General features: G+C 57.3%; 11 protein-coding genes. 10 read left to right on the forward strand and 1 reads right to left on the reverse strand.

Annotated features, from left to right (window positions below; all coding sequences use genetic code 11):
* Positions 1-108: 108 nt before the first annotated feature.
* The 9 genes from nusA (at position 109) to F5897_RS01410 (ending at position 10282) form a co-directional block, all read left to right on the forward strand.
* Entirely contained in the window at positions 109-1107 is a 999-nt protein-coding gene (gene nusA / locus F5897_RS01370) for a transcription termination factor NusA (protein ID WP_183304216.1), read from the forward strand.
* 90 nt (positions 1108-1197) lie between these two features.
* Positions 1198-1440 (forward strand): YlxR family protein, encoded by a 243-nt coding sequence (locus F5897_RS07990; protein WP_199729997.1) that lies wholly within the window; start codon positions 1198-1200, stop codon positions 1438-1440.
* Between the two features lie 93 nt (positions 1441-1533).
* A complete protein-coding gene (gene infB, locus F5897_RS01380) occupies positions 1534-4287 on the forward strand; it encodes a translation initiation factor IF-2 (protein ID WP_183304217.1) in 2754 nt (917 codons plus the stop codon).
* Positions 4288-4537: 250 nt separating this feature from the next.
* Positions 4538-5005 carry a 30S ribosome-binding factor RbfA gene (gene rbfA / locus F5897_RS01385; RefSeq protein WP_124824289.1) on the forward strand — a complete coding sequence of 156 codons (468 nt, stop codon included), beginning with the start codon at positions 4538-4540 and terminating at the stop codon, positions 5003-5005.
* Positions 5006-5033: 28 nt separating this feature from the next.
* Positions 5034-6080: a tRNA pseudouridine(55) synthase TruB gene (gene truB / locus F5897_RS01390; protein WP_343048726.1), complete on the forward strand. Its 1047-nt coding sequence runs from the start codon at positions 5034-5036 to the stop codon at positions 6078-6080.
* A 95-nt stretch (positions 6081-6175) separates the two neighbouring features.
* Positions 6176-6538, forward strand: coding sequence for a hypothetical protein (locus F5897_RS01395; protein ID WP_183304218.1), 363 nt, complete (start codon positions 6176-6178; stop codon positions 6536-6538).
* Positions 6539-6571: 33 nt separating this feature from the next.
* On the forward strand, positions 6572-7000 hold the full coding sequence (locus F5897_RS01400) for a hypothetical protein (protein WP_124824286.1): 429 nt from the start codon (positions 6572-6574) through the stop codon (positions 6998-7000).
* Positions 6993-7946: a bifunctional riboflavin kinase/FAD synthetase gene (locus tag F5897_RS01405; RefSeq protein WP_233574317.1), complete on the forward strand. Its 954-nt coding sequence runs from the start codon at positions 6993-6995 to the stop codon at positions 7944-7946. The genes F5897_RS01400 and F5897_RS01405 overlap by 8 nt, the downstream gene beginning before the upstream one ends.
* Positions 7947-8098: 152 nt before the next feature.
* A complete protein-coding gene (locus tag F5897_RS01410; RefSeq protein ID WP_124824285.1) occupies positions 8099-10282 on the forward strand; it encodes a DEAD/DEAH box helicase in 2184 nt (727 codons plus the stop codon).
* Here the strand turns inward: F5897_RS01410 and F5897_RS01415 are convergent.
* A complete protein-coding gene (locus F5897_RS01415) occupies positions 10279-10542 on the reverse strand; it encodes a glutaredoxin domain-containing protein (protein ID WP_183304219.1) in 264 nt (87 codons plus the stop codon). The two genes, F5897_RS01410 and F5897_RS01415, sit on opposite strands and share 4 nt — an antisense overlap.
* A gap of 136 nt (positions 10543-10678) precedes the next feature.
* Here F5897_RS01415 and F5897_RS01420 point away from each other — a divergent pair, with 136 nt between their 5' ends.
* The gene (locus tag F5897_RS01420) at positions 10679-11734 is read left to right on the forward strand and encodes a hypothetical protein (RefSeq protein WP_124824283.1); all 1056 of its coding nucleotides are present in this window, start codon (positions 10679-10681) and stop codon (positions 11732-11734) included.
* Positions 11735-11809 lie beyond the last annotated feature (75 nt).

The raw sequence follows: 11809 nt of genomic DNA on the forward strand, positions 1-11809 counted from the left end.
GCTGCCGCAGCCACAGCGGTGGTGTGCAAAATCCAATTTGTGAGATAGAATGAGTGTTTACCGCTGACGCTAAGCTGCGGTCAGTCACAGTTGAATACGGAGGAAATAATGCGCATTGATTTAAGCGAACTGCGATACATCGAACGTGAAAAAGAAATTCCATTCGCGGAACTAGCTGAAATTATTGAACAGGCCATTAGCTCCGCGTATCTGAAGCACCTTGCAAATCAGGGCTTGGCTGTGCCGAAGCCAGGCGAGGTGCGCACTGAGCTTGATCGTAAAACCGGGCAAATTAATCTGTACACCGCGGAGCTTGACGAAGACGGCAATGTTATCGGCGAGGCAACAATTGAGCTTGAAGAATTCGGGCGGATTGCGGCTTACGCCGCGAAACAGGTGATTGTGCAGCGGTTGAGCGACTTGTCAAACGACGCACTGCTGGGCTCTTTTAGAGGCAAAGAAGGCTCGCTAGTTTCTGGTGTTGTGCAGCAGGGGCCAAACCCGCGCATGGTGCACATCGACCTTGGCGACGTCGAAGCTATTCTGCCACCAGAGGAGCAGGTTCCGGGAGAAGAATATAAGCACGGCACCCGGATGCGTGTTTATGTGACCAGTGTCACTAAAGGCGCTAAGGGACCACAGGTAGTTGTTAGCCGCACCCACCCGAAACTGGTGCAGAAACTGTTTGAACTGGAAGTTCCGGAACTGGTAGACGGTACCGTAGAAATTGTTGCGGTGGCGCGTGAGGCAGGCCACCGCTCGAAGGTTGCCGTGCGAGCCATCAAAGAGGGTGTTAACGCTAAAGGCACCTGCATTGGTGAGATGGGGCGTCGAGTGCGCGCTGTGATGAGCCAGCTCGGTGAAGAAAAGATTGACCTTATTGACTATTCTGCGGATCTGCCAAAGTTCGTTGCTAACGCCCTGTCTCCGGCGAAGGTTTCCGATGTTTTCACCCTGAACGCAGCGGAAAAACAAGTGCGAGCCCTGGTGCCAGATTTCCAGCTCTCGCTGGCAATTGGTAAAGAGGGGCAGAACGCGCGGCTGGCGGCAAAGCTCACGGGCGCAAAAATCGATATTCAGCCAGATTCAGTGATGGAAGAAAATTAATAACTGTTGTCGCGGTGCTGCCTAAAAAGCTGGCGGAGCATCGCAGTTCGCCGCGCGGTTTCGCGCGCGATGTCAGGTGAGGCTGATAAGATGGATTCGATTCGCACATGCGTGGGGTGTCGGCAGAAAGACAAACGCTCTGCTCTCATGCGTGTGGTTGTTAGCGGGTCTGCGTTGATTATTGATGTCCGTGGGGGAGCCTCCGGGCGGGGATGTCACGTGCATGACCGTGCTGATTGCGTGAGTCAAGCAGTGCAGCGTAAAGCGTTTACGCGCGCACTGCGGGTAACTACTGCGGTAGACACCACCCACTTAGAGAATAGGTTGAAATGATCATGGATCTGTAATGAACGGTTCACGATGAGTTCCGTTAAACAGTAAAAAGGTTCTCGCCCTGTCTGCGGCGCGAACCCAGACAGGAGAAAAGTGGCAAACCCACGTGTACATGAGATTGCTTCTGAGCTCGGTATTGAGAGCAAGGAAGTGCTTGCAAAATTGCAAGAGATGGGGGAATTCGTTAAATCCTCCAGCTCAACAGTTGTGCCAATTGTGGCAAAACGGTTGAAAGAAGAGTTTGCGGCAAAGGCACCTGCTGGAGCTGCTGCGGCTGCCGAGAAGTCGGCTGCTAAACCAGCCGCGAAGGCCGCAGCAAAGCCAAAGCCTGAAGCGAAGCCAAAGGCTGAAAGCAAGGCTGCTGCAACTAAGACAGCGGCAAAGCCGGCAGCTAAAACCGGTCCGAAGCCAGGCCCGAAAAAGGCTGCTGCTGCCGCGAACAGCTCGGCACAGGCCGCTAGCGCACCGCAGGAAGCGGCTGCGAAACCAGCGGCTAAGAGCGCTGCAGCTCCGAAGAGCCCAGCCAAGAGTGCGGCTGCTAAGCCAGGGCCGAAGCCGGCTGCGCCGAAGCCAGCTGCGGCTGCGCCGAAAACCGCACGTCCGGGTAACAACCCATTCACCAGTTCGCAGGGCATGGCTATCCCGCGACCACCACGGCCGGGTAATAACCCGTTTGCACCTTCACAAGGGATGGGCAAGCGTCCATCTCCGGGCAACATTCCAAAGCCCGGTGCTCCGCGTCCGGGCCGTCCAGGTGCTGGAACAGGTACTGGAGCTGGTCGTCCCGGTGGCGGCGGTGCTGGCCGTTCGGGAGGTTTTGCGCGACCAGGCGGCGGTGCTGGTGGCGGTAGCGCACCAGGTCGTCCCGGTGGTGGCGGCGGTTTTGCCGGTCGTGGCCGTGCCGGTCGTGGCGCTGGTACTGCGGGCGCATTCGGTCGCGGCGGCTCCAAGAGCAAAGCACGCAAGTCAAAGCGGGCAAAGCGGCAAGAGTTTGAGATGCGGGAGGCGCCGGTAATTGGCGGCGTAACTGTGCCACGCGGTGACGGTTCAACCCCGATCCGCCTGCGCCGTGGTGCTTCTCTGGCAGACTTTGCGGAGAAGATTGACACCAGTGCATCAAACCTGGTTACGGTGCTGTTCCACCTCGGTGAAATGGCAACCGCGACTGAGTCACTCGACGAGGCAACCTTCGAAATCCTCGGTGAAGAGCTCGGATACAAGGTGCAAATCGTTTCGCCTGAGGATGAGGACCGTGAGATTCTGGAGGGCTTCGATATTGATCTTGAGAGTGAAGAGCTGGAAGATGAAGCAAATCTAGAGCCTCGCCCGCCGGTTGTAACCGTGATGGGTCACGTTGACCACGGTAAGACCCGCCTACTTGACGCGATCCGCAATGCAAATGTGGTGCAGGGTGAAGCCGGCGGCATTACCCAGCACATTGGTGCTTACCAGGTAACCACCGAGCATGAGGGTCAGGAACGTAAGATTACCTTCATCGACACCCCGGGTCACGAGGCGTTTACCGCGATGCGTGCCCGTGGTGCGCGGGTAACTGATATCGCGATTCTGGTGGTTGCCGCTGATGACGGCATTATGCCGCAGACTGTGGAGGCTTTAAACCACGCGAAGGCTGCTGAGGTGCCGATTGTGGTGGCTGTTAACAAGGTTGATAAGCCCGAAGCGAACCCGCAGAAAGTGCGTGCCCAGCTCACTGAGTTTGGTCTGGTTGCGGAAGAGTACGGCGGCGAAGTGATGTTCGTTGATGTTTCCGCGAAACAAAACCAGGGCATCACAGAGCTGCTCGACGCGGTGCTGCTGACCGCTGACGCGGAGCTTGATTTGCGCGCGAATCCAAACAAAGATGCGCGTGGAGTCGCGATTGAGGCGCACCTTGACAAGGGTCGCGGTTCAGTTGCAACTGTGCTGATTCAGTCTGGCACATTGCGCGTTGGTGATTCAATTGTTGCCGGCACTGCGCACGGTCGTGTGCGAGCCATGCTCGACGAGAACGGTAACCGGGTCAAAGAGGCCGGGCCATCTCGTCCGGTTGCGGTGCAGGGCCTCAGCACCGTGCCACGTGCGGGTGATAGCTTCATCGTTACCGATGAGGAGCGCACCGCCCGCCAGATTGCTGAGAAACGTGAAGCTGCGGAGCGTAATGCTCAGCTGGCTAAGGCCCGCAAGCGGATGAGTCTGGAAGACTTCACTAAGGCGCTTGAAGAGGGCAAGGTTGAGGCGCTGAACTTGATTATCAAGGGTGACGTCTCCGGTGCTGTGGAAGCGCTTGAAGAGTCGCTTATGAAGATTGAGGTTGATGAAACCGTACAGCTGCGAATTTTGCACCGCGGTGTTGGTGCAATTACCTCCAGCGATGTTGATCTTGCGACAATCGATAACGCGATTATCGTCGGCTTCAATGTGCGTCCAGATGTGAAGGCACGCGAGCTAGCGCAGCGCGAGGGCGTGGATATCCGTTTCTACAACGTGATTTACAACGCAATCGACGACATCGAGAACTCACTCAAGGGCCTCTTGAAGCCAGAATACGAAGAAGTGCAGTCCGGCGTTGCCGAGATTCGCGAGGTATTCAGGTCTTCCAAGTTCGGCAACATCGCAGGTGTTATCGTGCGCAGCGGCACCATCACCCGCAACGCTAAAGCACGCGTTATTCGTGAGGGAGTGGTTATCGCCGACGGGCTCGCAATTGAATCACTGCGGCGCTTTAAAGACGATGTCACCGAGGTTAAGACCGATTTCGAGTGCGGTATCGGCCTTGGCAAGTACAACGACATTCGCGTCGGCGACGAGATTGAAACTACGGAGATGGTGGAAAAACCACGCGTCTAAGTGTCAGCACGGTGTTTAGCCGCTCCTAAAAGCAGAAGATGGGTTTGCTGGATCAGCAGCCCATCTTTTTGCGTGCTCGGAGGTTTGTGTTTGCTACTGCTTGCATTTGCCATGATTACAGTTTGCTAAGGTTTATGCTGTGCGCTTTTGCTAGGCCCTGCTACTCGGGATTTACATACTGACGTGCACAGGCAGTTCCAGCCGCGCAATCGTCAGCGAGCATCCAGAGCGCTGCGGTAAAATTACAAGCATGACAAATCCACGGGTAGGGAAAGTAGCAGATCGGATTCACCAGATTATCGCGCAGCGCCTCGAAAAAGGACTGCGTGATCCACGCCTGGGATTCGTTACCATTACTGAGGTGCGTGTCACCGGTGATTTGCAGCAGGCAAGTATTTTTTACACTGTTTACGGCACCGATAAAGAGCGCGCGGACAGTCAGATTGCGCTGCAGAAAGCGACCGGAATGCTGCGTAGCGAGGTGGCAAAAAACCTTGGCACGAGGCTGACGCCAACGCTTGAGTTTATTCCCGACCAGCTGCCGGAGACAGCGGCGCATCTGACTGATTTGTTGGCGGTTGCGAAGCAGCGAGACGCTGAAGTGCGCAAGCTCGCCGCAAATGCTAGCTACGCCGGTGACGCTGACCCGTATCACGATGACACTGCCCGTAATACGGCAGACGAAGCCGAAACGGCAGATAACGCTGGTGCAGCGTAGCGGCGAGCGAGACTGCGAGAGGTTTTTAGTGCATAACACGAAACTCCCACTCGGGCTGCTGGCAGCAAATCCGCAAAACACAGCGCTGGTGCAGCAGCAGAGCGCAGGATTAACTGTCGCAGAGCATGTTGCCGCGGGGTGCGTGCTGCTGGTCGATAAAGCGTCCGGTTGGACTAGCCATGACGTGGTCGCGCGCACCCGCCGTGCCTGCGGCACTAAAAAAGTCGGCCATGCGGGCACACTTGACCCGCTGGCAACCGGACTTCTAACCCTCGGGGTAGGGCCTGCAACGCGACTCTTGACGCACCTGGTGGGGCTTGACAAGGTTTACACTGCAACTGTGCGGCTGGGGCAGCAGACTGTTAGCGATGACGCGGAGGGTGAGATTCTGCGGCTCGCGCAGCCGTCAGAGCTGGCGCAAGTGAGCGCTGATCCACAGCAAATAATTGCCGCAGCAGCGCGGCTCACCGGCACTATTTCACAGGTTCCTACGGCTGTCAGCGCGCTTAAGGTTGATGGAAAACGCGCCTATGATTTGGTGCGTGAGGGAGTAGAGGTGCAGCTGCGGGCGCGCACTGTGGAGATCTCGAAATTTGTGGTTTCTAATGTGCGCGATGCCGAGACTGCAGCGGGTCCGGCTGTTGATTTTGACTGTGAAGTTGCGGTTTCTAGCGGCACATATGTGCGGGCTTTGGCACGTGATTTGGGTGCAGATCTTGGCGTGTTTGGACATTTAACCGCGCTGCGTCGCACCGCGGTTGGGCCATTTGCGGTAGTCGCGGGGATTAGCCTCGCCGAACTTGACAGTGTCGCGACCGAGGTGAAAAACGGGAATCAGGAGGCAGCTGCGAAGCTGCCGCTGGTGAGCGCTGCGGCGGCGGCGACTGCGGTGCACGGTGCGGTGGTTGTTGATGAAAACACCGCGGTAGCGCTGGGGCACGGAAAACAGCCGCTGTGTGAGGTGCCGGATACCGCGCTGCTGGCAGCTCTTAACACTGCTGGCAGGCTGCTGGCGCTGGTGCAGGCGCGTCAGGGTAAGCTGCGGGTTGTGACAGGGTTTCCGCAGGGCAGATAGCGGCGGTGCGGCTGTGGGTGTGAGCTTGCGGTAGGTGCTGCCAGGGGCAAGTGGCGCTGCAAGACGTGCAGAAAAGTAAGCGGAGGCAGAAACACATGGTTGAATGGTTTACGATTGCGCAGATGGGCGCCGCAGCGCTCCTGCTGTTTGCGTGTTTGGGAGCGGCAGCGCTGCGACGGCAGCCGAATGATTTAACGATGGGCTTGACGCTGCTGGTTACCGTGGGCCTGCTCGCGCAGGTGGTGGTGGCGCTGGTGGCGCCGGCTGTCGGAAACCCCGCAAGTGGTGACCTGCTGGAGTTCTGGATGTACCTGCTGGTTGCGGTGGCGTTGCCAATCGGTGCCGGAGTTTGGGCTTTGATAGACCGTAGCTCGTGGGCCCACCTAATATTGGCGCTGGTGGCTTTCTCCCTAATCGTGATGGAGTACCGCATGATGGTGATTTGGGGGCTGTGGTAGTGCCGGGGATAAATCAGGAGTAAACTAGGGCAAGTGAGTCGCAAAACTGAAACAACCGTGAACAAGCGCAAGCAGGGCCTCGGCCGGATTTTGGTGGCAACCTATATTATTTTGGCGCTTGCCGCTACCGGGCGTTCAGTCTATCAAGTGGTGCGGAAGTTTGACGAGGCGCCGCTGGCTTACTCACTCTCGGTTTTGGCGGCTGTTGTTTACATTTTGGCGACTGTGGCGCTGGCACGCAAGGGTTTGCTGTGGCACCGCATCGCCTGGGTCACCCTGCTGTTTGAGTTCACCGGGGTATTGGTTGTGGGCACGCTCAGTGTGCTGCAACCGCAGCTGTTTGCGCACCCATCAGTGTGGTCGTATTTTGGTGCGGGGTATTTGTTTATCCCACTGGTTCTGCCGCTTTTAGGGATGCTCTGGCTGCGCGGCAAACAGCGTCCGGAGGTGGCAGGTGCGTAGTTTCCGCAGCTTTGCCGCATTGCCGCAGAACGCTTTTGCGCAGGACACCGCGGTTGCTATTGGCAAATTTGACGGTGTGCACCGCGGCCACCAGGCGATTTTGGCTCAGCTGCAGCAGCTGAGTGCTGCGCGGCAGTTGGAGCCGTGTGTTTTTACCTTCACCGAAAATCCCTTGGCGCTGCTGCAGCCGGAAAAATGTCCGCGCGCAGTTGCCAGCTCAGAGCAGCGCTTAGAGCTGCTTGCAGAAGCTGGCGTGTCTGCGGTTTTGATGGTTGATTTCACCCGCGAGCTCGCTGCGCTCAGCCCTGCCGAGTTTGTGGAGCAGGTGCTGGTGCAAGCGATGCGCGCGAAAGTGGTGCTAGTCGGGCGGGACTTCCGCTTTGGTGCTCGCGGTGCCGGAGACACTGCGGAGCTACAGCAACTCGGGCAGCAGCACGGCATCGAAGTGATTGTGGTGTCTGACGTCATGGAAGCCGGGGAGCGGATCAGCGCTACCCGGGTTCGCGACAGCCTCGACGTAGGAGACGTGCAGCTCGCGGCCAGACTGCTCAGCCGGCCGCAGCGGGTGCGCGGCCTGGTTGTGCACGGCGCGGCACGGGGCAGGGACTTAGGGTTCCGCACTGCCAACCTAGCGCCGCACTATGAGGGTTTTGGGCCAGCAGATGGTGTTTACGCATGTGTGGCGCGGGTGCGCGGCAAAAGCTACGCGGCGGCGGTGTCAGTTGGGGGCAACCCGACATTCACCCCTGATGCCCCGAGCCAGATTGAGGTTCACCTGCTAGATTTCGAGGGTGATATTTACGGGGAGCAAATTACGGTCGATTTCATCTATCGGCTGCGGGGCATGACGGCTTATGCCGGACTAGCACCGCTAATTGATCAAATGCGTGCCGACGTGCAACAAACGGCTGCATTGGTGGGTCCGCTTTTAGATAGCTCCATGTAGATTTTGCGGGCAGCGGTCCGTCGCAGTTTTTTCTGAGCGGAAACTGCTATTATTGCGATAAAGGCTTGTGCGACTGCGTCATCTGCGACGCCTGTCCGAGCTGTAGCTTATCTCTCGCGAAACAGCGAGAAAAATGATACTCAGGAGAATTGTTGGTAGCAACAACAGAGCGCGATAAAACCGGTGGTGCGCGAAAGCAGAGCACTAAAGGCCGGCGCAAACGTTATCTGCAGAACGAAGGCATTATTCCGCAGCTAGCTTTAGCGGTGCGCGAAGTAGAAGCCTCGGCGCAGCGCGGCAAAGCAACCGCAGCAAACCGCACCCGTTTTCACGTTGTGGCTTTGCTGATGCGCGAAGAACGTACCCGGATTAAAACCGCCACCGATGTGCCGGAGGCGGAAAAAGCTGAGACCTTGAAGCGGCTTGATGGCATCGCCGCTATTTTGGCTAAGGCTGCAGCAAACGACACGAGTTTGATTCCGCTGCTGGAGCCGGAAGCTCCAATTACCGAGGCGACACTGACGTTGAAGCGGAAGATGCAGGAGCAAGGCGGGATCGCTGTTGACGAAGACACGGTGCCGGTACTGCCCGCTGGAGTGGCTGGCGTTGCCGGAGTCGCGATTGCGCAGCACGACGCAGCGGCAGCCGAAAAGCAGGTGACACCGCAGGGGCTTCAGACCAGGCTGCGAACCAATCCGTTCTTGGCGCCGGTATTTCCGGTTGCAGAGCGCAGCGTTCCGGTGGTGCGTTTGGCAAACTGGGAGCTGATTTCACCGCTGCTGAAATCTTTTGAGATGGGAGGCGCAACCGCGGCCACAATGGCGCTGCCGGCCGCTCCAACACGTGACCGTATTGCGCCGGCAGGAACTGAGCTAATGGCGCACCAGGCACAGTTCTTGGCGGCGGTTGCTGCCGGCCACCGCAGCTTCCTGCTCGCAGATGAGCCGGGGCTCGGGAAAACCGCGCAATCGTTGCTTGCAGCCTCTGTTGCGGGTACCTATCCGTTGCTGGTTGTGGCACCAAACGTGGTGAAAATGAACTGGGCGCGCGAGGCAAAAAAATGGACACCGCAGCGGCGCGTCACGGTAATCACTGGTGACGGTGCAGACATAGACGTGTTTGCTGATATTTTCGTTATCAACTACGATATTCTCGATCGGCATCTGGGGTGGCTGAGCAGCTTCGGCTTTAAAGGTATGGTCGTTGACGAAGCTCACATGATTAAAAATGTCACTTCACAGCGCAGTCGCAACGTGCTTGCTCTGGCAGAGCAAGTGCGGCAGCAGGCAGGCGCTGGGCAAGCGCTTTTGATTGCTTTGACAGGCACCCCGTTGATTAACGACATCGATGATTTCCGAGCGATTTGGCGATTTTTGGGTTGGATCGATGCTGACAAGCCGGGAGCTGAGCTGTTACAGCAGCTTGAACGCAATGGTTACACTCCCGCTGACGGCGCATTCTACCCGGCGGCGCGGCAGGCAGTTGTCGACTTGGGTATTGTGCGACGCCGCAAAATTGACGTTGCCAAAGATCTCCCGGCAAAGAGTGTGATTGACATACCGGTCGAGCTAGATGAAAATCGAGCTCCAGGGATCCACGCCGCAGAAAAACAGTTGGCAGACAAACTCTACAACCGTTACCTGCAGTTGCGCACTGGCAAGCTGGGTGAGAAACTCAGTGAGGAGCAGTTGCTGCGTACAGTTGCTCTGCAAGAGCTGGAGCTTGACGCTGACAGCGGGGGCATGAACGTGTTTGCTATGGTGCGGCAGATTGGTCTCGCGAAAACCGAGCTTGCGGTTGATTACGCGGCGCAGTTGGCACGTTCAGTTGGCAAAGTGGTGTTCTTCGCTAAACATATTGAGGTGATGGATCGCGCGGTCGCAGAGTTTGAAAGTCGTGGCCTTGGGGTTGCCACGATTCGCGGTAATCAGTCAGCTGCGGAACGCCAGCAACAGATTGACCTGTTCCAAAATGACCCTGAAACCCAGGTGATTGTGTGTTCTTTGACTGCAGCAGGTGTGGGTGTGAACTTGCAGGCAGCGTCGAACGTGGTGCTGGCGGAGCTGAGCTGGACAGACGCGGAGCAGACCCAGGCGATTGATCGGGTGCACCGAATCGGTCAGGAAGAACCGGTTACCGCGTGGCGCATCGTCGCAGCGCAGACGGTGGATCAGCGCATCGCGGAACTAATCGACGCGAAAGCGGGGCTTGCCGCCCGAGCCCTTGATGGCGCTGCTGCGAAAGATGAAAATGCCGATCCAGTGCAGCTGACCGTGCTCATCGAGGTGCTGCGCGCCGAAATCGCAAAGCGTCAGTGTCAGCTGGAAGAGATTTAGACGCGCTCTTTTACCACGCCGAGTGACGGGTTGGTTGCGGTGGTGCCGTCTGCGAACAGCACGGTGGGCACAACCGCGTTGCCGTTGTTAACAGATTTAACGAGTTCTTCAGTGCCGGGGGTGGTTTCGATGTTGATCTCGTTAATTTTGATGTCGGTGCTCGCCAACATCATTTTCAGGCGCTTGCAGTAGCCGCACCATTCCGTGCTGAACATCGTGATTTCACCGGTTGCTGGCAAAAAATCTTTAAACTCTGCCATGATTATTTTCTCCTTAGGATGGAACCTTTGCTCTGTCGGGTGTAACTGTGTATCGTCACAAATTATTCCAGGAGTTGTTTAGCGTTTTCCCCTAAAATGATGTGGGGGATAGCCAGAGTTGAAAGACGAGACCTTTATGACCGCACCAAGTGACGCATCCGTAACCACACCGCAGCCGCAGGAAAGCTGGCTGCGTGGGCTGCTCGGGCTGGCCGTGCTGGTGTTGCTGCTGGGCGGCGCCTACCTGTGGGCAAGCACCCAGGTTTATACTCCGGCAGCGCAGGTGAAACAGCACCTGCAGGCCCTCAGCGCGGGGCAACTGGAGCGGGCGTTAGAGCTGGCACCGCAGCACACTGCTACGGCGGCGGGCAACATTATTGGTGATGCGACTGTGGCTGCTGCACCGAACCGTTATCAAAATCCGCAAATCACTGCCGTAGCGATTAGCGGTGACACCGCCAAGGTGACAGCGACCGTGCAACACCAGGGGCAGACTAAAACCCTAGAATACGAGGTGGTGCGTGACAAGCAGCCGGTAGCTGGAATTTTTGATAACTGGATCATCCCGCGCTTTGAATACCCCGTGGTTGAGTTTGTGGCGCCTGCGAGTGCCTCGCTGTTTGAGGTGAATGGCCAACAGATTGACTTGGCTGCGAGTGGTAATTTGCCGAGCGACATTAACGAGGAAGCCACAGTGCGCTTTGTGGTGGCTCCCGGTGACTACACTTTCAAACCACTTGCGCGCACCGAGTTTGTGACCGTGAGCGGGCAGCAGAGCTTCAGTTTTGACGGCGCCCGGATGGTGCTTGACGCTGCGGCCAGTGAACCGTTTGCCGTGGCTGTGACAGAAGCGGGGCAGGGTGAGATCCACCGCCTTGCAAACGCCCAAATCGACGCCTGTATCGCGCAGCCGCTGTCGGTTCCTGAGGGTTGCGCCTTTGAAGCCTGGACATACGTTGCCTACACTGACGGCAAATGGACCCTGCAGAGTTACCCAGAGTTGGTGATTGACACTCAGCGCACAACTTTCGGCGGCGGTGGCGACTCCGGGCAGGGGCAAGCTGGCAGTGCGATTTTTGATTTTAAGTACACCGACGGTAACCCGGGCTCGCGCGAGGTTAAAGTTTACGGTGACGGCTACTACACTATTTTGCCGGATCACACACTGCAGATTGCCTTTAACCGCTCCTAAAGCTTAATAACGCGGCGAAAAACTCGACTTGGCTGTTGCTGTGGGTCAAACCCCTACCGCAGTTCGTGTGCGCCA

This window comes from Canibacter oris (genome assembly GCF_014197205.1).
Classification (GTDB): Bacteria; Actinomycetota; Actinomycetes; order Actinomycetales; family Microbacteriaceae; genus Canibacter; species Canibacter oris.

Bases quoted from the DNA above. Each gene is read 5' to 3' on its own strand.
- nusA (WP_183304216.1), top strand. From the start codon at position 109: ATGCGCATTGATTTAAGCGAACTGCGATACATCGAACGTGAAAAAGAA.
- F5897_RS07990 (WP_199729997.1), top strand. From the start codon at position 1,198: ATGGATTCGATTCGCACATGCGTGGGGTGTCGGCAGAAAGACAAACGC.
- rbfA (WP_124824289.1), top strand. From the start codon at position 4,538: ATGACAAATCCACGGGTAGGGAAAGTAGCAGATCGGATTCACCAGATT.
- F5897_RS01395 (WP_183304218.1), top strand. From the start codon at position 6,176: ATGGTTGAATGGTTTACGATTGCGCAGATGGGCGCCGCAGCGCTCCTG.
- F5897_RS01415 (WP_183304219.1), bottom strand. From the start codon at position 10,542: ATGGCAGAGTTTAAAGATTTTTTGCCAGCAACCGGTGAAATCACGATG.
- F5897_RS01420 (WP_124824283.1), top strand. From the start codon at position 10,679: ATGACCGCACCAAGTGACGCATCCGTAACCACACCGCAGCCGCAGGAA.